Below are 20,625 nucleotides of genomic sequence, written 5' to 3'. Positions count from 1 at the left end.
TTCGGTGAGCGGCGTTCGTTGCCGGTCAGCGCTCGACGAGACGACTGCGGGCGCGGTAGCGGGCCGAACTCTGTTTGGCGCCGCAGACACCCATCGAGCACCAGACGCGGTTACCCGGCCGCGACCGGTCGACGAAGTAGAGCGAACAGTCGTGTCCGCGGCACAACCGGATCCGATGGGCGTAGCGGCCACTGAACAGTTCGATGGCCTCCCGGGCGAGCAACGCCGTGATCGCCGGGGCGTCAACGGGTTCGGCGAACACGGTCGCGTAGCCGGCGGTATCGAGAAGTGCCGTGGGCGGGGTGCCGCGCGCCGCGCCGTTGATCGATTCGAGGTCGGCCGCGGCGGCCGGCGAGTCGTCGACACGCGACCGCACCACCCGGTGGATGGCCTCGCGCAGCTCCCGCGCATAGGTGACATCGGTGTGGCTGGCCGGCTTCTCGAGCACAGGGAGCCCGGCGACGTGCACCCAGCGTGCGAGATCGTCCGGACCGGTCAACAGTTCGCGATCGGCGAGGTCGCGTTTGGCGATCGTGGCGACGAAGTCGAGGACGATGCTGCCCGATCGGAACGGAAAGCCGTCGCGACGTTGATCGTTGGTCTCGATGACGTCGTGCGGGACATGGAGCGACACCATGGGATCGAACGTTAACCCCTGATGCGGTGGCCGTGCGCCTTTGAAATCACGGTGAGTCAGGGGTTTGACCCCTGACGGGTTTCGAGGAACCGTATCCCGCAGTTCCTATCCGATCGAGGAGTCCGCTGTGACCGTGACCGTTCACGATGCCGACCTCCGGCAGCCTTCTGACGTGGCCCGGCGCCGTGGCGAGACGCCGGGTGCGCCCGAACTCGTCACCCTGACCGCAGGCCCGAACCGGCGGTCGCGAATCCGAGTGCCCCGCTATGTGCGTCGCGCAATCGGACCGTTGCTGGTCTTGCTGGCCTGGTATGTGGCGTCGGCCACCGGGGTGCTGCCCGCCGACGTCCTGGCATCACCGCAAGACGTGTTCTCCCGTGGGGTGTCCATGTGGAGCAGCGGTGAATTACCCTCGGCGATCGCCACTTCCGGCATGCGGGTGCTGATCGGCTTCGTCATCGGCGCGGTGCTCGCGGTCGTACTGGGGGTGACCGCCGGACTGTTCCGGTTCGGCGAGGATCTCCTGGACTCGACGCTGGGCATGCTGCGCATGGTCCCGTGGGTGGGTCTGATCCCGCTGTTCATCATCTGGTTCGGGATCGACGAGGAACCCAAGATCGCCTTGGTCGTCATCGGCGTGGTGTTCCCGTTGTACTTCAACATCTATGGGGCGATCCGCAACGCCGATTCGGGTCTGGTCGAGGCCGGCGAGACGCTCGGCCTGTCCCGTCTGGGCCTCGTCCGGCATGTGGTGCTCCCCGCGGCGCTGCCCGGTGCACTGGTAGGCCTGCGCTACGCACTGGGCACCGCATGGCTGGCATTGGTCTTCGCCGAACAGATCAACGCCACCAGCGGCATCGGATATCTGATGGACAACGGCCGGCAGTTCTTCCAGACCGACGTGATCGTGGTCTGCCTGGTCGTCTATGCCATTCTCGGCCTGCTGTGCGACCTGGTCGTCCGCCTGTTGTCCCGGGTTCTGCTGTCCTGGCAGTCCGGCTTCGAAGGGAACTGATCCGATGAGCGCGACGATCTCCACGGCGACGGCCGTGTCGGTGTCCGGTCTCACCAAGCGTTTCGGTGAGACCACGGTCCTCCACGAACTCGATCTGACCATCGCGGCCGGCGAATTCGTCGTCCTGCTCGGCCGTAGCGGCTGCGGCAAGAGCACCCTGCTGCGCATCCTCGCCGGCATCGACCGGGAGGTCACCGGTGACGTCGAGGTGCCCCGCCGACGGTCCGTGGGCTTCCAGTCGCCACGACTCATGCCGTGGAAAAAGGTGTGGCGCAACGTCGTTCTCGGCCTTCCCGGACGCCCCGACCGTAAGCTGGCCGACCGATACCTGGCCGAGGTCGGGTTGAGCGACCATGCGAACTCCTGGCCGAAGACGCTCTCGGGCGGACAGGCGCAGCGGGTGTCGCTGGCGCGTGCGCTCGTCCGCGAACCCGACCTTCTGCTTCTCGACGAGCCGTTCGGCGCACTCGACGCCCTCACCCGCGTCACCGCGCAGGGCCTGGTCGCCGACCTCTGGGCCGATCACGGTTGCGCCGTCTTGATGGTGACCCACGACGTCGAGGAAGCCCTCCTGCTCGCCGACCGCATCCTCGTCATGGACGAGGGCAAGATCGATCACCAGATCCGCGTCGACCTCCCCCGCCCACGTGATATCGGCGCCGCCGAATTCGTCGAGGTCCGTCGCGACATCCTGGCGCGACTCGGCGCACTCGACCACACCACCACGTCGCCGCGCTGATCGTCAGCAACCGACTCACCAGCTCGCATCATCGAACGGAGTAGATACGTCCATGTCCCGCAGCCTCTTCCGAAGAAACCGTGCGTCGCGCGTACGCCGCGTGTCCGCAGTGGCGGCCGCCCTGACCATCTCGGCCACCCTCGTGGCGGCCGGCTGCTCGTCGAACTCGGACTCGTCGTCGTCCTCGGGCGCACCGGGTGACCTGAGCTCGGTGTCACTGAAGATCGGCCAGACCGGGTGGCGCCAGACCTATGCCGCGCTGCAGGTCGCCGGGCTCGACCACACGCCCTACAAGACGGAGTGGCCGGTCTTCTCCGGCGGCGACCAGCAGATGCAGGCCATCCAGTCCGAGGCCATCGACGTCGCACAATCCAGTGAGATCCCGCCGATCTTCGCCGCTGCGGGCGGCACCGTCCGGTTCAAGCAGGTCGCATTCCAGACGTCGACGACCCTGCTGCAAGAAGTGATCGTCGGCAAGGACTCGTCGATCACGTCGATCAAACAGTTGAAGGGCAAGAAGGTCGGCTACGTCAAGAACACCACCGCGGCCTATTTCCTCAACGAGCTCCTCAAGCAGAACGGACTGACCTGGAAGGACATCGAGCCCAAACCGCTCCTGCCCAACGAGGGTCTGGCAGCGCTGAACGGCGGTTCCATCGACGCGTTCGCGAGCTACGGGAACACCATCATCCAGGCCCACCAGGGCGGTGCGAAGACCATCGGCTCCGGTGAGAACATCCTGTCGGGCAACTTCCCGTGGGTGGCGGCCAACGGGGTGCTCTCCGACGCCGGCAAGAAGGCGGCGGTCGCAGATCTGTTGGGGCGGATCAACCGGGCGTGGATCTATGTCCGCAACGGCCACGAGCAGGAATATGCGCAAGCCTTCGCCGATGCCACCCATCAGCCGCTGAACAGCGCACTGACCCAGGTCCAGAATCAAGAGCGTCAGCGCCCGACGACGGTCCACACGCCCACTCCCGAAGCAGTGCAGAGTCAGCAGCGTGTGGCCGACTCGCTGCAGGAGATCGGCGCCCTGCCCGGGCACGTCGTCGTCAAGGATCTCTGGACGAACGACCTCGATACGCTGCTGACACAACAGTTGTCGGCCACGCCATCGGCCCCGGCCGCGGCACCGGCGACCTCCTCGGCGGCGGGCTAGCCGACATGAGCCGATATGTGATCATCGGTGCCGGCGCACTCGGCACCGCCCTCGCCGCGGAGTTCGATGCCGCCGGAATCGATTCGGTGGTGGTGGCCCGCGGCGCCCAGCGCGAGGCACTGGCGGGCGGCCCGCTGCGCTACGCCCGACCCGGCGGGGTCCGCCGGGTACCGCTCTCGGTCATCGGCGGCCCGGCGGACATCGCCCTGACCGGTGACGACGTGCTCGTCGTCGCGGTCAAGGCGCACCAGGCACAGACGGTTCTCCAGGAGTGGGCCGGCGCATCCGTCCGGCTCGACACTGATTCGGAAACAGTTGCCGCAGAGACGCTTCCGGTGGTGACCCTGCAGAACGGGATCGACACCGAGGCCGTGGCGGCACGGTACTTCGCGACCGTGATCGGTGCATCGGTGTGGATTCCGGCCAACTTCGTCGTCCCCGGCAGCACCGAGGTGCACTCGGCCGGGGCCGCAGGGCTGGTGTGGCTGGGCGAATACGGTTCCGCCACAGGCGACGACGCGGCGGCATCGGCGGTCGCCGCCGACCTGCGCCGCGCCGACTTCGGGGCACAGGTCGTACCCGACATCGAACGCTGGAAGCGGGCGAAGCTGCTGTCGAACCTCGGCAACGCGATCGACGTCCTCGCCGGCTCCGATGCCGAGCGGGCGAGGGCGGAAGCACTGGTCCGGGCGGAGGCCGACGCGGTGTTCGCCGCCGCCGGATGGGACGTCGCCGACTATCGGACGGAGTCCGCGCTGGACATCGGCGCCTTCCGGGCCACCCCGGTACCCGGGACGGACGGGCCGCGACGATCGACGTGGCAGAGTCTGCGACGCGGGGCCGGTACTGTCGAAACCGACCATCTCAATGGTCAGATCGTGCTCCTGGGCAAGCAATTGGGTGTGCCCACGCCGGCGAATCTCCGGGTGCAGCAATCACTTCGGCGCCTCGCGGGTTCGGGAGCACATCCCGGTGACCTCGGTATCGCCGATGTGATCGGACCGGTACCGGATGCGAAAGGACTGATAGATGCCTGAGGCGCTGATCGATGCCGCGACCCTGCGGAACCGGCTCGACGAGCACACCCCGACGGTGATCCTCGACGTGCGGTGGAAACTGGGTGACGACCGCGGACACGAGCATTACGTCGACGGGCACATCCCCAGTGCGCTGTATGCAGATATCAATCAGGATCTCGCCGCCCCGGCCAGTGCCGCGGCCGGTCGGCATCCGCTACCCGCCATCGATGATCTGACACAGTCGTTGCAGCGCTGGGGCATTCATCCCGACTCGACGGTGGTGGTGTACGACGACAACGCATCGCAGTCGGCCGCGCGTGCGTGGTGGCTGTTGCGGTGGGCCGGCATCGGCGACGTCCGGGTGCTCGACGGCGGGCTGTCGGCCTGGCGCGACGCCGGCAACCGCCTCGAGACCGGCGAGCAGACCGCTGCCGACACCGGCACCGCGACCGCCGTTGCGGGCGCACTGCCGACCTGGGACATCGATGCGGTCGCCAGGCGCGGACCCAACGTCCTGCTCGTCGACGCCCGCGCCGGTGAACGCTACCGGGGCGAGACCGAACCGGTCGATCCCCGACCGGGCCACATCCCCGGCGCCCTCAGCGCACCCACGGCAGACAATGTGGACGCCGACGGCAGGTTCTTGCCCGCGGATCGCCTGCGGAGCCGATTCACCGGCCTCGGGATCGGCGATGCGAAGGAAGTGGTCGTGTACTGCGGTTCGGGAGTGACTGCCGCACATGAACTCCTGGCCCTGGAGCTGGCCGGGTTCGAGGCCGCCCTGTTCCCCGGATCGTGGTCGCAGTGGTCGGCCGACGCGGAGCGGCCGGCTGCCGTCGGCGAGAATCCACGGTGAGCGCACTCTCGGATACCGAGATCACCGCCGGGCAGCGCGCGGCTGCCGAGTTGCGTTCGCGCCTCGGCGACGCGGTGGCCCTCGACGACGCCACCCGATCTGCGCACCGCGCCGACCGGTCCGGGGTCGTGCCGACCGGCCTGCCCGACGCGGTGGTGCGTGCGCGCAACACCGACGACGTGGTGACCGCGCTCGCGATCGCCGACTCGTTACGGGTTCCGGTGGTCACCCGGGGTGCCGGAACCGGTCTGGCCGGCGGTGCGTCGGCCGGCACCGGCACCGTGGTGATCAGCACCGAGGCGATGACGGCGATCCACGAGGTCCACCGCGCCGATCGGATCGCGCGGGTGCAGGCCGGCGTGCTGACCGCAGCCGTCGACACTGCCGCCGCGCGAGTCGGGCTGCGCTATGCCCCGGACCCGGGAAGCGTCGCCATCTCCACCGTCGGCGGCAACATCGCCACCAACGCCGGCGGACTCCGGTGTGTGAAATACGGCGTCACCAAGGACTCGGTCCTCGGACTCCAGGCGGTGCTGCCCGGCGGGCGGATCGTGGAGACCGGTACCCGCACCGTCAAAGGTGTTGCGGGCCTGGATCTCACCTCGCTGCTGACCGGCTCGGAGGGCACGCTGGGCATCATCACCGAGGCCACTCTGCGGCTGCGGCCGATCGGCGACGACCTCGCGACGGTCGTTGCGACGTTCGGCAGTGCCGTGGCCGCCGGCGATGCGGTGGCCGCGGTGATGGACCTCGGCGTCGTGCCGTTGGTGGCAGAGCTCCTCGACGAGGTGTGCCTGCGCGCCCTCGACGCCTGGAAGGGGACGACACTACGGTCGGCCGGAAACACGCTGCTGCTCTTTCAGTACGACGGTGCCGACGCCGCGTCGGCCTCCGCACGGGCCGCGTCGGTGCTGCGGCGCCATGGTGCGACCCACGTCTCGACCGGCGACGACGGATCGACCGACCTGATCGCGGCGCGCCGGGATGCGTTGCCCGCGTTGGAACGTCTCGGGCGCGTCCTCATCGAGGATGTGGCGGTGGGTCCGTCGAAGGTGTCGCAGATGCTCTCCCGGATCGAGGAGATCGGCCGCTCGCATGGGCTGGTGATCGCCACGATGGCCCACGCCGGTGACGGCAACCTGCACCCGATCATCGTCATCGATCGGGCAGCCGACGGCGCGGGCGAACCAGACGGCATCCCCGCGTCCGTGTGGCGGGCGGCCGACGAGATCTTCGGCTCTGCACTCGAACTCGGCGGAACCATCACCGGCGAGCACGGGATCGGCATACTCAAGCGGGCCTGGCTACGCACCGAGATCGGTGATGTGGCCGCCGATCTCATGTCCGGGATCAAGAGTGTCTTCGACCCGCACGGCATCATGAATCCGGGTAAGGCCCTCGCCTGAGTTGCCGGGCCCGGCTCTAGCGGCTCAAGGGGCTGTAGAACACCAGCCCGTTGCCCTTGTTGTCGTAGACCACGGCACGGCGTTCGTGCGCGTCGTCGTAGGGGCCCTTGACGATTCCGCCGCCGTTGGCCTCGATCGCCTTGGCGGCACCGTCGACGTCATCGGTCTTGATCCCGATGACGACCTGCCCGTGGATCGGATGATCGACGGCCGTCGCCAGTGCGACGGTGATGCCACCGCCGTCGAGTGCGGCATAGTGCGCACCGTCCCGGAACTTCAGTGCGAATCCCAAGGTCTCGGTGTAGAACTTGATCGACTCGTCGAGGTCGTCGGTCGAGAGCACGATCAAGCGGGTCTGGTAGTCACTCATCTGCTGCCTCCTTGTAGTGCATCACCCGTGGTGAATCACCCGTGGTGAATCACCCAGAGGCTAGCGCACCGCGCGGGCGCGGACCATCGCTTGATTCGCGATGATTCCTTCTTCCCGGCGTAGCCGATGGAGCGATCGCACAGCACTTTTCGGAGATGTGGGCATGCATCGAGACGTCCGGCCGCTACCGTGTGTACCGCAGGAACAGGTCATCGGCATGAGCGACCGCATGCCGCAAACGGTAGCGGTGGGGCGCGTCGAATGGGTTGACTGTCGCGGTTGCGGCATTGCCCACGGGAAGCGCCTCCGCGGTGAGCTGCGGAGTCAGCGTCACGCAGAGCTCGTCGATCAGATCGGTCTCGGCGAGCCGGTCGATCAATGTCGGGCCGCCTTCGCAGAGGACGCGCCGCAAACCGTGCGCCGCCAGCTCTGCGAGCGCCGCCGGCAGGTCCACCTCGTCGGCTCCGGCCACGATCACGTCCGCGTCGTCGCCGACCGTACTGGTGTCGGCTCGGCCGGAGGTGATGACGATCGGCCGCATCGAGGGTTCCACCCCGAGGCAACGTCGGGGAAGGCGGCAGGACGCGGTCACGATGGCCAGCCGCGGTTGCGGCTGCGCCCCGTTCCACCGGTGTTCGGCCCGTAACGCGGCGAGCCGACCGGAGAGCTCGACGGGACCGTAATTCTCGACGCGGGCCGTTGCGGCGCCGACGAGCACGACGTCCGACAGCGCGCGCAGGGCGTAGAACAGGGCGCGATCGGCGGCCGAGGACAACGGGCCCACCCGGCCCCGGAAGCTCACCGCGCCGTCGAGACTCATCACCATGTTGGTCCGGACACCCGCCGACCAGTCCGCATAGGAACCGGCGGCGAATGCGGCCGCGTCGAAGTCCGGTGCGGACGTCTGCCGGCCGTCTCCGCCGCTCACGCGGAGTGCCCGGGGTCGATGTCGTGGGTGTCGGCGAAGCTCACCCACGCCGCGGGGTCGGCGGTGTCGGTGGCGACGCCGCCGCCGTCCGGCTCGAGCAGGTAACCGGTGTGGTCTCCGAGGTCCAGCCGGTCGACGACGCGGCCGGCGAACCACATGGCCGCGTCGGTGAGAACGGGCAGCCCGTACGGCCCATGCGTCCACCGGCAGTGCGCGAATTTGTCGACGGCGTCACCGGTGGTGCCACCGAACAGCGTCGCCAGCTCCCGATGTTCGCGCGAGATGAGGTGTACGGCAAGATGATCAGCGCTCGCGGCGACGGTGAACGTGTGGTTCGACCGCGAGATCCCGACGAGAAATCGGCGTGGATCGATGCTGATCTGTGTGGCGAAGCCGACCAGACATCCCGACCGACCGTCGCGGCTACCGGTCGTCACCACGAACACCGGATAGTCGATCGACGCGACGAGACGATCGAATGCGTCGACCTCGCCCACGACGTCACCTCCCTGCTGGTTCACACGCTCTCCTCTCGAGCGCTCACACGCTCGATCTGGCACATACCCATCGGCCGCGGTTCTCAACCCCGCCGGCGATCTCACCCAAAGGCGCTTCTCACATATTGGTATATCAGTTTCATCATGTGGCGATCGCGCGGTAATCTGGCTGCACGCGTCCACCCCGACGCCTGCCCGGTGACCACCCTCATCACTTTCCCTCCCGTCTCCCGGAAGTGGTGTATCCATGACGTCGCCCACCGCACCGCCCTCTCTCGCGCTCGACGCGATCCGCGGCTCCGCCATCCGTGATCTGCTGCGCATCACCGAACGCCCCGGCGTGCTCAGCCTCGCCGGCGGATTGCCGGCCACCGAGCTCATCCCCGTCGATCGGATCGCGGACGCCGCGGACCGGACGATCGGTGAGGTCACCGCACTCCAATACGGACCCAGCCTCGGGGTCCAACGGTGTCGCGAGGCCATCGCCGATCTGTCCGGGTGCGACGCCGCCCAGATTCTCGTGACTCACGGCTCCCAACAGGCCCTTTCCCTCGTGGCGGCGGCACTGGTGAATCCCGGGGACACCGTCATCGTCGATGACCCGGTGTATGTCGGTGCGTTGCAGTGCTTTCAGGCCGTCCGCGCCGATATCGTCGCGCTGCCGATCACCGCATCCGGCACCGACACCGCCGGCTTGGAGTCCTTGTTGCGGACGGGCGTGCGACCCCGAATCGTCCACACGGTCAGCAACTTCCACAATCCGTCCGGGATCACCGCGAGCACCGCGACACGGGAGGCCCTCGCGAGCCTGGCGCAGGAGTACGGGTTCTTCATCATCGAGGACGACCCGTACGGCGCGCTGCGGTTCGACGGCGTTCCGATCGACCCGATCCCGGGCGAGCGGGTCATCCGGCTCGGCAGCACCTCCAAGATCCTTGCGCCGGCCCTGCGCGTCGGGTGGATGCAAGCACCGCCGACGATCATCGCAATGATCGAACGACTCCGGCAGAGCGCCGACCTCTGCGGCTCGACGCTGTGTCAGTTGATGGCCGCGGATCTGCTCTCGGATTCCGGGTGGCTCGCCGGTCACGTCGACGGCCTTCGAACCGAATACCGCAGGCGGGCAGAGTCGTTGGTGGAATCGCTCCACCGACATCTCGGTGGGCGGATCGAGCTGAATGCCCCGCAGGGCGGAATGTTCTGCTGGGCGCGCCTGCCCGGTGTCGACACGTCAGCGCTTCTGCACGCCGCGGTCACCGAAGGGATGGCGTTCGTCCCGGGCTCGGCGTTCGCCGTCACCGCCGACTTCGGCGAGCACCTGCGACTCAGCTTTGCCACCCTGCGGCCGCCCCTCATCGACGAGGGCGTACGTCGCCTCACTGCCGCACTCGACCACGAATAGTCCGATCCCGGAACGTGTTCGGCGCGCGGGCCCCGTTCTCAGAAGAGGCGTCCGGCACTCTGCGCCGACGGCTCCTCCAAACGCAGCAGGGCACGCTTGCGATCCAGTCCCCCACCGAACCCGGTGAGTGATCCGTCGGCGCCGATCACCCGATGGCAGGGGATGATGACGCCGATCGGGTTACGGCCGACGCCCCGATCCCGTCTTCCCGGTCCCGTCGTCTCGGTCCTGTCGCCACAGTCCCGTCGCCCCGGACCTGTCGCCACAGTCCTGTCGTAGGCGCCCCCTATGGTTGAGGGCGTCAGGTGAACGCCGGCTCGTGACGGGAGTGCGATGAAGCTCGGATTGACCCATCTACGGGAGCCGGTATCCGCGGCAGACCTGGCCGCGACCCAGGCGTTCTACGCGTCGCGAGTCGGTGGGGTCGGGCCGAGGACTGCAGCCGAACTGGCAACCGTGCGGGCCGCACGCGCCGTCGACCCGGCCACACCCACGAGGGCTGTCGAAGAAGTCGTCGAGGTCGACGGACATCGGGTTCCGATCCGGATCATCACCCCCGAGCACGGACCCGCGTCAGGCGTCCACCTGTATCTACACGGCGGCGGCTTCTACATGGATTCCGCGGCCCGCACCGACGCCCACAACACCCGGCTCGCGGACGCCATCGGCGCCGTTGTCGTCGGCGTCGACTATCGGCTCGCCCCCGAGTCAGCGTGGCCCGCCGCGCCGGACGACTGTGAGACGGTCGCCCGATGGCTGATCGACACTGGCGCACGGCGATTCGGCACCACTGCCCTGACGATCGGCGGCATGTCCGCCGGGTCGACCCTCGCGATGACGACGCTACTGCGCCTCCGTGATCGTGGCCTCGCGTCCGTGTTCACCGGCGCGGTCCTCGAAGCGGGCAGCTACGACCTCAGCGCCCAAACCCCCTCTGGCCGAACGATCGCCGACGAGTACTTCATCGAAGCGTACGTCGGACACGTCGACGACCGCACCGTCGCCGACATCTCCCCGGTCTTCGCGGATCTGCGGGACCTGCCGCCGGCGCTCCTCGTGATCGGCGAGGATGATGTGGTACTCCCCGACAACCTCGCCATGCTCGCCCGGCTCGTCGCAGCCGGAAACGACGTCGACCTCCGTCTCTACCCATCCGCACCCCACGGCTTCACCATGCACCCCACGCCGATCGGGCGACAAGCATTGCGCGACATAGACTTTTGGCTCACGCAGCGACTCACGCATCTAGACGGTCGACGTTCGACCGAGAAACTTTCATCGAGTTGAGTCGGAGAGTTGCCATTCGGTCATACCGGGTGTAGTCTCGAACGTACCAGCGACGAACTGATGTTTGATCGCATTCACTGGGGGGTGACAATGACAACGATCGACCTGCCGGCTCTCGCGCCGGATGAGCAGGTGACGTTGCTGCATGCCCTCCTTGATCAGATGGCTGCGACGGATCTGTCGCAGTGTTCGGATGAGTCGTTGTTGGAGGTCGCGGCAGCCAATGAGCGGGCGATCAACCGGTTGACGTTCCAGGGTGACCGGCAGATCCTCGAACTATCGGATCGGAATGCGGAGCGCCGGTTGGGTTTTCGGTCGGTGACCGACATGATGGTCGTCGGGTTGCGCGTGTCGGAGCCGATGCGCCGACGCAAGCAGATGACCGCCACCGCGACCTATCACGGGTTGACCGGCGAACCACTCAAGCCGAAATATCCGACTCTCGCTGAGGCGTTCGCCGAGGGTGCGGTCGGGCCCGCACATTCACGGGTGGTGATCGACGTCCTCGACGACATCCCGCATCAGGTCGACCACGCCATCAAGGTCAACGCCGAAAAGCAGATGGCCGACTACGCCCGTGTGCACACCCCGGCGGAGTTGACGGCGATCGGTGCCCGACTGATGGCACACCTCGATCCCGATGGTGAGTTGACCGACGACACCGACCGTGAGCAGAAACGGCAGGTGTATCTGAACCGGCAGAACGCGCAGTTGATGTCGAAGTTGGAAGGGAAGGTCAACCCCGAGTTCCGCGCCAACCTCGAAGCCATCCTCGCCGTCTGGGCCGCCCCCGGCATGAACAACCCCGACGACCCCGACTCACCGTCGGGTTCCGTCCAAGATGCTGATCCCGAGAAGTTGGCGGCCGCGGCCGAACGTGACACGCGCAGCCAGGCCCAACGCAATCACGATGCGCTGCATGCCGTCTTGAAGCTGGTCCTGAAGTCGGGGGAACTCGGCGACTCCCATCGCGGACTACCGGTGCAGCTGATCATCAAAGCCGACCTCACCGACCTGATCAACGAAACCGGACTCGGCGTCACAGCCACCAACAGCCTGCTGCCGATCAAACACGTCATCAAACTCGCCGCCGACGCGCAACCGTGGTTGGCCGTGTTCGGTGACCACACCACCGTCCCCCTCTACCTCGGGCGCGCCCGGCTCGCCAGCCGCGGCCAACGCATGGCGTTGTTCGCCAAACCCGACGGCCAAGTGTGCTCACACCCCGGCTGCTCACAACCGGCCGCGCACTCGGAGATCCACCACGCCACCCTCGACTACGCCAAGGGCGGCCTGACCAACATCGACGACCTCGCTCCGGCGTGCCCGAAACACAATCGGATGGTCGGCGACCGCCTCGGCCAGTACACCACCGGCATCTACCGCGACGGACCTTTGGCGGGCCGCTGTTGGTGGCGCCGCAACGCCGCCCCCGGCGCCCCACCCAACCCGAAACGCATCAACAAACTGCCCGACGTCGGACCCGACTTCACCGCCGGGCTCGCAAAAGTGCGCGCCCAAATCCACCGGCAACCACCCGACCCACCCGACAACGCTAAACCGTTGCCGGACAAGAGCACCGGTGGCCACGACGTCGTCGAGATCATCACCTGGGATCCCGCCGACGTACTGAATGATGCCGTCGTACTCTCACCGAGCGAAGCGCGCCTACGCCACCTACTCGCCACCCGCGGACGGATCAGCCACTCGCCCACTTCAACAGCCGATCGACCGGCCACGTGGTGATGATGCGGTCCGGGTCGATGCCGTGGTCGTATGCGCGGCGGGCGCCGAGGACGGTGAACTCCAACTGTCCCGGGGCATGCGCGTCGGAGTCGATCGCGAACAGGCAGCCCAACTCGATGGCGATGTCGATCAACTCGTCCGGCGGGTCGACCCGCTCGGGACGCGAATTGATCTCCACCGCCGTGCCGTTGGCCGCGCATGCCTCGAATACGGCGCGCGCATCGAAGGTCGAGGGTGGCCGGTGCCCCCGCCCGGAGAGCACCCGACGGCCGGTGCAATGTCCGAGCACGTCGACCCGTGGATTGCTGACGGCGGCGACGAGCCGCCGCGTCATCGCGTCGTGTTCCATCCGAAGCGCGGAATGTACCGATGCGGTGACGATGTCGAGCTGCTCGAGCATCTCGTCGGTCTGGTCGAGGGACCCGTCGTCGAGGATGTCGACCTCGATCCCCCGCAACAACCGGATCGTCGTGCCCGGGTCATCGTTGTACCGCCCGATCGCGTCGATCTGACCGGACAGCCGCTCGGCGCTGAGGCCGTTGGCAATCGTCAGCCTCGGTGAATGGTCGGTGATCGCCAGCCACTCCAGCCCGAATGCTGTTGCTGCTTCCGCCATTTCGTCCAGTGGTGCGCCACCGTCGCTGGCGTCGGTGTGTGCATGGCAGTCCCCGCGCGCTGCGGCGACGAGGTCGGTGGCCGGTCCGGCGGGATACGGCGACTCCTCGTCCTGCAGCCGGGACAAGTATCCGGGCACCCGCCCGGCAAGCGCGTCGACGATCACGGCGGCGGTGGTCTTGCCGATCCCGGCGATGGCCGTCAGTGTGCCGGCTTCCGACCGAGTGCGCAGATCGGCGGTGTCGAGCTGCGCCGCAGCATGCGCTGCCCGGCGGAACGCCTCGACCCGGTAGGTGCTCTCACGACGCCGTTCGAGCAACCAGGCGATCCGGCTCAGCGCGGCGGACGGGTCGATCGGAGCGGACAGCGGCGCGAGTGGTCTCATCGCTAGCCGAGTGCGGCGTCGACGACCTCTTGCGCCTGCTGCTGCACCTGCGTCAAATGCTCTGCGCCCTTGAAGGATTCGGCGTAGATCTTGTAGACGTCCTCGGTGCCCGACGGCCGGGCGGCAAACCAGGCGTTCTCGGTGGTCACCTTGACCCCGCCGATCGCCGCGCCGTTGCCGGGTGCCTCGGTCATGATCGCGGTGATCTTCTCGCCGGCCAGTTCGGTCGCGCTGATCTGATCGGCCGACAGCTTCGAGAGGACGGCCTTCTGCTCGCGAGACGCGGGCGCATCGATTCGGGCGTAAGCGGATTCGCCGAATTCGCCGGCGAGTTCGCGGTAGCGCTGCGACGGCGTCTTGCCGGTCACCGCGAGAATCTCGGAGGCGAGCAGATCGAGGATGATGCCGTCCTTGTCGGTGGTCCACGGCTTGCCGTCAAAGGTCAGGAACGACGCTCCCGCGCTCTCCTCGCCACCGAAGGCGATGGACCCGTCCAGCAGGCCGTCGACGAACCACTTGAATCCCACCGGAACCTCGACGAGGCGCCGGCCGATGGCCCCGACGACCCGGTCGATCAGCGACGACGAGACGAGGGTCTTGCCGACACCGGCTCCCTGCGACCAGCCGGGCCGGTGGGTGAACAGATAGTCGATCGCCACCGCGAGGTAGTGGTTGGGGTTCATCAGCCCCGCATCGGGGGTCACGATCCCGTGCCGGTCGGAGTCGGCGTCGTTTCCGGTGGCGATGTCGTAGTGGTCGCGCGCCCCGATCAGTGAGGCCATCGCGTTGGGCGAACTGCAGTCCATCCGGATCTTGCCGTCGGTGTCGAGCGTCATGAACGAGAAGGTCGGGTCGACCGTCGGATTGACGACCGTGAGGTTCTCCAGGTTGTATCGGAAACCGATTGCGGCCCAATACCCGACCGACGCACCGCCGAGCGGGTCGGCGCCGACGCGGATGCCCGCCGAACGGATCGCCGCCATGTCGATGACGTCGGCCAATCCGTCGCAGTAGCGCAGCATGAACGGGTAGTCGTCGACGTACTCGCCGGCCCGCGCCCGCTCGAAGGGGATGCGCTTGACACCGGAGAGCCGCGCGCGGAGCAGCTCGTTTGCACGGTCGGCCACCCAGGAGGTGATGGCCGTGTCGGCGGGACCACCCGAGGGCGGGTTGTATTTGAACCCGCCGTCGCGCGGCGGATTGTGCGACGGGGTGACCACGATGCCGTCGGACTGCACGCCCGGATTCTCCGCGTTGAACTGCAGGATCGCGCGGCTCACCGCGGGCGTCGGGGTGAAGGAGTCGCCCTCGGCGGTCAGCGTGTTCACCTCGTTGGCGGCGAGGACCTCCAGCGCGGTGCGCCAGGCCGGGACCGACAGCGCGTGGGTGTCGAATCCGATGAACAGCGGCCCGGTGATGCCCGCGCCGGTGCGGTAGTCGACGATCGCCTGGGTCGTCGCCAGGATGTGTGCCTCGTTGAACGAGGAGTCCAGGCTCGCGCCGCGATGTCCGGACGTGCCGAAGACCACCTGCTGCAGCGGGTCATCGGGATCGGGGGTCTTGTCGTAGTAGGCCTGCTCCACTGCGGCCACGTCGATGAGATCTTCGGGCTGTGCCGGGGTGCCGGCTCGGGGATGTGCCATATCCCCGATTCTGCCACCGATGCACCGGTCGGCGGGGTCGACCGGAACCGAACGGTTATCGTGGAGCACCGCTACGTCTGCCGGTAAGGAGCGACCTCGATGCCCGTGCGCACCGCCGATCCGCGGTTGATCGTCCTCGTCCTGCCCGGCGGGACCGATTCGAGTTACCGTCCGTTTTCGCCGTGGCAGGGTTCGGCGCTGCGGATGTATCCGTTCACCTGGTCGATCCGGATGCGTTTCGGTCGTGCCGTCGACGTCCGGCAGGTGCGGTACCGGGTCTACGGCTGGAACGGTGGGCAGAAGTCGCCCATGCCGTATGCGCGTGCCGCGCTCGAGCAGGCCTGCCGTGACCATCCCGACGTCCCCGTCGTGGTGATCGGGCATTCGATGGGTGGCCGGATCGCCGCGCGCCTCGCCGCCGACCCGCGGGTCACCGGCGTGCTCGGGTTGGCGCCGTGGTGGCAATTCGCCGACTGGCGATTCATCAACGACGATGCCCGTGTCCTCGCGATCCACGGCGAGGCCGATACCGTCACGTTCGCCCGGCGCACCGCCAAGGGCATCGACGAACTTCGGGACCGCGGCGTCGACGCGACCTACCTCCCGGTGCCCGGTGGACATCACCCGATGCTCGACCACATTGCTGTATGGCAGCTTGCCGCACTGGATTTCGTAGCCCACGAGCTGGCGCCGGCGGGAACGGCCGTGGGCAGCCGTCAGCGTGGGTGATTCTTCGCGGGGCCGTGAAGCCCGGCGTTCAGAGCTTCTGTGTCTCGAGCCAGGACAGGCACGAATCGGCGACCTCCCGCCAACCGTTGTCGATGGTCAGTGAGTGCCCACGATCGTCGAAGCCGATGAGGTCGGTCACCGCGGTCGAGTGCCGGTACTGCTTGCGGGTGGCCTTGGTGATCGTCGGCGGGACGGTGCGGTCACGGCCGCCCTCGATCAGCAGGAGTGGTCCGCGACCGTTGTTGCCGGTATCGACCTTCGCCGGTGATTGCGGCGAGAAGTTGGCCGCGGCCGCTTCGAACAGCGGACGGCCGGGAGGCGGGATGGTCCACTGTTCGTAGAGGGCGTCGGACTCCTCCCGGCTCACCGCATTGCCGAACGCAAAGCGGAACTGCTCGGGCGTCAGCGAGACGGCGCGATGTTTGTTCGCCGGATTCTTGAATACCGGAAATGTTGCGCGCAATGCCGAAAGCGGCAGCGGCAACACACCTTTGATCTGTGCCGCGTCGATGGCGACCCCGGCGATCCCGTGGTTGTCGCCGAGCAATTTCTGCACGAGCATCCCACCGAACGAATGGCCGACCAGTACTGTCGGCGCCGCGAGGTCGTCGATGTATTGCGCGTAGTGCTCGAAGGCCTGCGTGATACCCACATCGGCGATCGCCTCGGGATGGTCCCGTGTCTCCTGGACCGTCGGCGCGTCACCCGGCCAGCCCGGGCTGTGCGGAATGTAGCCCCGCTCGGCGAACAGATCGCTCCACGACTGCCAGGACGAGGAATGCAACCACAAACCGTGAATGAAGACAACGTGCGTCTCGGCGTCGACCATGGGAATCCCCGATCGGAGATCAAGCGCGGATGGGTCCGGCGCGTCAACCTCGGCGGCCGCACCTCACCGTAGACCGCTCACCGGCGATGCGCTGTGGAAAGCGCGGCCCGAGCGGCGCGGTCAGTCGTCGTCGATGTCGCGGTAGGCGGTCTTCTCATCACGAATGCGTCGCCGCGGCGTGAACAGCGCCCACGCGGCGGCGATGAGAAAGACGCTGATCCCACCGACGATGAGCGCGATGTCGCGGGTTCGGGTAGCTGTCTTGTCGGGCGGCGCGGGTCCGGCGATCTGCTTGTGCAGCACCGAATTCGGCGACGCGACCGATTTCTCGGCAGTGACGGCGGCGACCGGGTCGACGAGTCCGTATCCGGTCGCCATGTCGGGGCCACGTCCACTCGTGTGGGCGGTGCGCTTGATCAGATCCATCACTTCGCCGGCGGTCATGGTGGGGTGCTTTGCGCGCACCAGCGCGACCAGCCCGGAGACCACGGCAGCCGCGAAACTCGTTCCGTTGAACGAAGATTGGGCACCCTTGATGACCTGTCGATTGACCAGTCCGGAGCCGGTGCTGCTCAGTGACACGACGTTCTCGCCGGGCGCGGCGACCGAGACCCAGGGACCGGTCAATGAGGAGGAGGCCGGCTCGTCGTCAGCGGTGACATTTGCCACCGACAGTACGTAGTCGGAGAACCACGCCGGACTCGCATAGGTGGTCATCCGCGACCATTCTTCGGATCGCGGTACGTTCGGGTCCACGCCGGGATTCTGCGGGCAGCGATCTTTGTCGACATTGCCTGCGGCGGCCACGACCACGACGTTGTGCTGGTAGGCGGCACGTACGGCGCGTCCGAGGGCGTTGTCGTCGACGGTGGAGCCGGCCGTGCCGCACGCCGCGGCAGATATGTTGATGACCGTGGCTCCCATGCTCACTGCACGGGTGATCGCGTACGCCAACGTGGTGGTGTTGCCGTATCCGGAGGAGACAGAATCGCTGTTGTCGCGATTGTTGCCGTCGACCTGATATGAGTCGCTGTTCTGGCGGATCGACAGGATCGTCGCGTCGGGAGCGACGCCGCTGAAGCTGTCAGAGGTCGACGGTCGTGCCGCGATGAGTCCGGCGACCAGGGTGCCGTGTGAATCGCAGTCGGTCAGTCCGTCTCCGCTTCCGACGTAGTCACCACCGCCGATCACCTTACGGAGACGGGGTTGCGGATGCACACCGGTGTCGATGACCGCGACCGTCTGTCCCGCCCCGGTGCTGTATGTCCAGGCGGCGCGGTAGTCCAGGACGAAGCCCGTCGGGTCGACTTGTGATACATCGGTGCCGGCGGCGAGCACCGGTGTGGCGCACTGCTGTTGCTGTTTGGTCTTGTCGGTGGGGCCCACCGGACCGTTGGGTGCACCGCCCGCGGCGATCCGCGGCGGAGCCAATGCGGCAGCGGGTCCGGCACCGGCGAGGACCAAGATGGCGACCGTCGCCAGGTTGGCGACCATCACTGTCGCGCGACGTACACGGATGGACAGGGTCATCCCCCGACGACCATTGCATAGAGGCCGATCGCCCACGCCAACGCGGGGAGGACCGCTGCGAGCGCGATGTAGTCCAGGTGGTCGGCGAGTCGCGCCCATCGCGGCGACTGCCGATCTGTGGCGAACACCCCGAAGACCACGCCGGCGACCACCAGCGCGAGCAGACACAGCGCGGAGACGGCATACATCAGCGACGGCGCCGTCCGTAACGACAGGGCGGTGATCACCAGGATCGCGACCCCACCGAACAGCAGCAACGCCGACGGCAGGAACGGCAGTTTGCGAGCGCTGCGCAGCATCACTGCAGCCGCGACGAGGGTGTTGAACACGATGACCGCCCACGGGGTGGAGTCGGCAGCGAAGGCCGCGATCGCCGTGCCGGTGATCGCGGTGGCCACGGCACCTACGTAGAAGGCGGATCGCGTGGCGCGGGCGCGCTCCACGGACTCGGCCACGGCCTCGGCCGTGGGGACTTGCGCACGCGCACCGGCCGCCACCCGGCGCTGCCGCTCACTGGGCTCGGCACGGTCGAATGGGTTGGTGAACAACTCAGACGTGCCCGCGTTGGGATCGGCTGGCGACGTGGGCGGGGCGACGGGTGGACGACGTCGGCGCAGGCTCGCGAGGAGCGGATCGGCGCCCACCGCGAACAGCAGACCGCAGGTGGCCAGAACCGTGCCCGAGACCTGGTCGGTCCAGTGGAAGGCGGCGTGCGCGACGGCGACCACCGCGCAGAGAGCGAACCCTACCGCCACGCTCACGTATCCGATGTGGCCGGCGCGGATGACCATGCCGCCGCCCATTGCGGAGATGATCATGACGCCGCACACGATGGCCGGTTCCCAGGCACTCATTCCGGCGGGCAGGTGTCCCACACCGACCGACGCCACCCCGAAGATCAGCGGTAGCGCCGCCCACCCCAATGCGGCGGCGATCGGCTGCTCGGCGTAGTAACGGCGGGCGACGACGGCGGCGACGACCAGAGCCACGACCACGCCGGACGTTTGGTAGGCCAGGGCGGTGCGCTGGGCCAGGCCGAAGTCGCCGAACAGAAGCACGTCACACACTGCGACGGTCAGCGCCAATCCGACAAAAGCCATCACCCGGGCGGCGCGGGGACCCCACGCCGGGTACCCTTCGCGGTTGAGTCGGGCCACCGCGTCGACGACGTCGTCGAACAGTTCGGGTGGTTTCAGTGCGCGTTCGGCGCGCAGGCTCAGCAGGTCACCGTCATGCGAACCCGCCATCGCCAACGTCTGGTCGCCGCGGACCTCGCGCCCGTTGGCCAGCCGGGTCAGCACCCAACGATCCCGCTTGTTGGGTATGCCGTTCGGCTCGTCTTCACGCCTGACATCCCGTGAGGCGATCAGCGCCGCGAGCTCGGGGACGATGTTGACGACGGGAACGTCGACCGGTAGCTCGATGTCGAGCTGGGTGCGTCCCCCGAAAACCGACACACGCACGGTCCGTGGCGCGGCCGATACCATCACCGTCTGCCGAAGCTCCCCTATCCCCGTCACAGCGCTCCAATCTAACCGACGGGATACCGTCGGGTCCCCCCGCGGTCATCCGGATGTCCGATACGACCGCTATCGCGTGACACTGCCCTCCACACCCTCGTCCATCTCGCCGCGACCACTCGGTCGGACGATTGCTCCACCTCAGACACCGATCGTCCTTCGAGCCCTCCGCTGCACGCGGTCCGCGCCGCTGCGGCTACCGCAACCGATCCCGACGCTCATACAACAACGCCGCAGGCAAATACTGCGACTCCACCCCCACCTCGAAATCCGAATCCACCGCCGCACACACCGGACCCAAAATCCCCCACGG

General features: G+C 67.6%; 19 protein-coding genes and 1 pseudogene. 10 read left to right on the top strand and 10 right to left on the bottom strand.

Annotated elements, in window-relative coordinates:
- Window positions 1-25: 25 nt before the first annotated feature.
- The gene (locus ACPXB3_RS19080; RefSeq protein WP_425706916.1) at window positions 26-637 is read right to left on the bottom strand and encodes a CGNR zinc finger domain-containing protein; all 612 of its coding nucleotides are present in this window, start codon (window positions 635-637) and stop codon (window positions 26-28) included.
- 127 nt (window positions 638-764) lie between these two features.
- Here ACPXB3_RS19080 and ACPXB3_RS19075 point away from each other — a divergent pair, with 127 nt between their 5' ends.
- The 6 genes from ACPXB3_RS19075 (at window position 765) to ACPXB3_RS19050 (ending at window position 6,831) form a co-directional block, all read left to right on the top strand.
- Window positions 765-1,652, top strand: coding sequence for an ABC transporter permease (locus ACPXB3_RS19075; protein WP_425729047.1), 888 nt, complete (start codon window positions 765-767; stop codon window positions 1,650-1,652).
- Window positions 1,653-1,656: 4 nt separating this feature from the next.
- Window positions 1,657-2,391: an ABC transporter ATP-binding protein gene (locus ACPXB3_RS19070; RefSeq protein WP_425729045.1), complete on the top strand. Its 735-nt coding sequence runs from the start codon at window positions 1,657-1,659 to the stop codon at window positions 2,389-2,391.
- Window positions 2,392-2,491: 100 nt separating this feature from the next.
- Window positions 2,492-3,550 (top strand): ABC transporter substrate-binding protein, encoded by a 1,059-nt coding sequence (locus tag ACPXB3_RS19065; RefSeq protein ID WP_425706913.1) that lies wholly within the window; start codon window positions 2,492-2,494, stop codon window positions 3,548-3,550.
- A gap of 5 nt (window positions 3,551-3,555) precedes the next feature.
- On the top strand, window positions 3,556-4,587 hold the full coding sequence (locus ACPXB3_RS19060; RefSeq protein ID WP_425729043.1) for a ketopantoate reductase family protein: 1,032 nt from the start codon (window positions 3,556-3,558) through the stop codon (window positions 4,585-4,587).
- A complete protein-coding gene (locus tag ACPXB3_RS19055; RefSeq protein ID WP_425729041.1) occupies window positions 4,580-5,425 on the top strand; it encodes a sulfurtransferase in 846 nt (281 codons plus the stop codon). The genes ACPXB3_RS19060 and ACPXB3_RS19055 overlap by 8 nt, the downstream gene beginning before the upstream one ends.
- Window positions 5,422-6,831, top strand: coding sequence for an FAD-binding oxidoreductase (locus tag ACPXB3_RS19050; RefSeq protein ID WP_425729039.1), 1,410 nt, complete (start codon window positions 5,422-5,424; stop codon window positions 6,829-6,831). Before ACPXB3_RS19055 ends, ACPXB3_RS19050 begins: the two co-directional genes overlap by 4 nt.
- A 16-nt stretch (window positions 6,832-6,847) precedes the next feature.
- Here ACPXB3_RS19050 and ACPXB3_RS19045 read toward each other — a convergent pair whose 3' ends face one another.
- The 3 genes from ACPXB3_RS19045 to ACPXB3_RS19035 form a co-directional block, all read right to left on the bottom strand.
- Window positions 6,848-7,201 (bottom strand): VOC family protein, encoded by a 354-nt coding sequence (locus ACPXB3_RS19045; protein WP_425706909.1) that lies wholly within the window; start codon window positions 7,199-7,201, stop codon window positions 6,848-6,850.
- A 184-nt stretch (window positions 7,202-7,385) separates the two neighbouring features.
- Window positions 7,386-8,129, bottom strand: coding sequence for a pyrimidine reductase family protein (locus ACPXB3_RS19040; protein WP_425729037.1), 744 nt, complete (start codon window positions 8,127-8,129; stop codon window positions 7,386-7,388).
- Window positions 8,126-8,650: a flavin reductase family protein gene (locus ACPXB3_RS19035; protein WP_425706907.1), complete on the bottom strand. Its 525-nt coding sequence runs from the start codon at window positions 8,648-8,650 to the stop codon at window positions 8,126-8,128. The genes ACPXB3_RS19040 and ACPXB3_RS19035 overlap by 4 nt, the downstream gene beginning before the upstream one ends.
- Window positions 8,651-8,873: 223 nt before the next feature.
- Here ACPXB3_RS19035 and ACPXB3_RS19030 point away from each other — a divergent pair, with 223 nt between their 5' ends.
- Window positions 8,874-10,028, top strand: coding sequence for a PLP-dependent aminotransferase family protein (locus ACPXB3_RS19030; RefSeq protein WP_425729035.1), 1,155 nt, complete (start codon window positions 8,874-8,876; stop codon window positions 10,026-10,028).
- A gap of 38 nt (window positions 10,029-10,066) precedes the next feature.
- Here the strand turns inward: ACPXB3_RS19030 and ACPXB3_RS19025 are convergent.
- Window positions 10,067-10,219: pseudogene (locus ACPXB3_RS19025) on the bottom strand (methylated-DNA--[protein]-cysteine S-methyltransferase); the annotation flags it as partial.
- Window positions 10,220-10,361: 142 nt separating this feature from the next.
- On the opposite strand from ACPXB3_RS19025, the gene ACPXB3_RS19020 reads away from it, so the two are divergent.
- Together ACPXB3_RS19020 and ACPXB3_RS19015 are read left to right on the top strand one after the other, a co-directional pair.
- Entirely contained in the window at window positions 10,362-11,315 is a 954-nt protein-coding gene (locus ACPXB3_RS19020) for an alpha/beta hydrolase (RefSeq protein ID WP_425706905.1), read from the top strand.
- 90 nt (window positions 11,316-11,405) lie between these two features.
- Window positions 11,406-13,061, top strand: a complete 1,656-nt coding sequence (locus ACPXB3_RS19015; protein WP_425706904.1) for a DUF222 domain-containing protein — start codon at window positions 11,406-11,408, stop codon at window positions 13,059-13,061.
- Here ACPXB3_RS19015 and ACPXB3_RS19010 read toward each other — a convergent pair.
- Window positions 13,015-14,061 (bottom strand): PHP domain-containing protein, encoded by a 1,047-nt coding sequence (locus ACPXB3_RS19010; RefSeq protein ID WP_425706903.1) that lies wholly within the window; start codon window positions 14,059-14,061, stop codon window positions 13,015-13,017. The two genes, ACPXB3_RS19015 and ACPXB3_RS19010, sit on opposite strands and share 47 nt — an antisense overlap.
- A gap of 2 nt (window positions 14,062-14,063) precedes the next feature.
- Window positions 14,064-15,704 carry a phosphoglucomutase (alpha-D-glucose-1,6-bisphosphate-dependent) gene (gene pgm, locus ACPXB3_RS19005; RefSeq protein ID WP_425706902.1) on the bottom strand — a complete coding sequence of 547 codons (1,641 nt, stop codon included), beginning with the start codon at window positions 15,702-15,704 and terminating at the stop codon, window positions 14,064-14,066.
- A gap of 99 nt (window positions 15,705-15,803) precedes the next feature.
- Between pgm and ACPXB3_RS19000 the strand changes: the two genes are divergently transcribed.
- Window positions 15,804-16,433 (top strand): alpha/beta fold hydrolase, encoded by a 630-nt coding sequence (locus ACPXB3_RS19000; RefSeq protein ID WP_425706901.1) that lies wholly within the window; start codon window positions 15,804-15,806, stop codon window positions 16,431-16,433.
- Window positions 16,434-16,461: 28 nt separating this feature from the next.
- On the opposite strand, the gene ACPXB3_RS18995 is transcribed toward ACPXB3_RS19000, so the two are convergent.
- The 3 genes from ACPXB3_RS18995 to eccD all read right to left on the bottom strand — a co-directional run bounded on the left by ACPXB3_RS18995 (window position 16,462) and on the right by eccD (window position 20,249).
- Window positions 16,462-17,262 (bottom strand): alpha/beta hydrolase, encoded by an 801-nt coding sequence (locus ACPXB3_RS18995; protein WP_425706900.1) that lies wholly within the window; start codon window positions 17,260-17,262, stop codon window positions 16,462-16,464.
- Between the two features lie 120 nt (window positions 17,263-17,382).
- Entirely contained in the window at window positions 17,383-18,792 is a 1,410-nt protein-coding gene (gene mycP / locus ACPXB3_RS18990) for a type VII secretion-associated serine protease mycosin (protein ID WP_425706899.1), read from the bottom strand.
- A complete protein-coding gene (gene eccD / locus ACPXB3_RS18985) occupies window positions 18,789-20,249 on the bottom strand; it encodes a type VII secretion integral membrane protein EccD (protein ID WP_425706898.1) in 1,461 nt (486 codons plus the stop codon). Before eccD ends, mycP begins: the two co-directional genes overlap by 4 nt.
- Between the last annotated feature and the right edge of the window lie 376 nt (window positions 20,250-20,625).

The sequence above is a fragment of the Gordonia sp. DT219 genome (genome assembly GCF_049847065.1).
GTDB lineage: Bacteria > Actinomycetota > Actinomycetes > Mycobacteriales > Mycobacteriaceae > Gordonia.
This window is presented reverse-complemented; position numbering and strand designations above follow the sequence as displayed.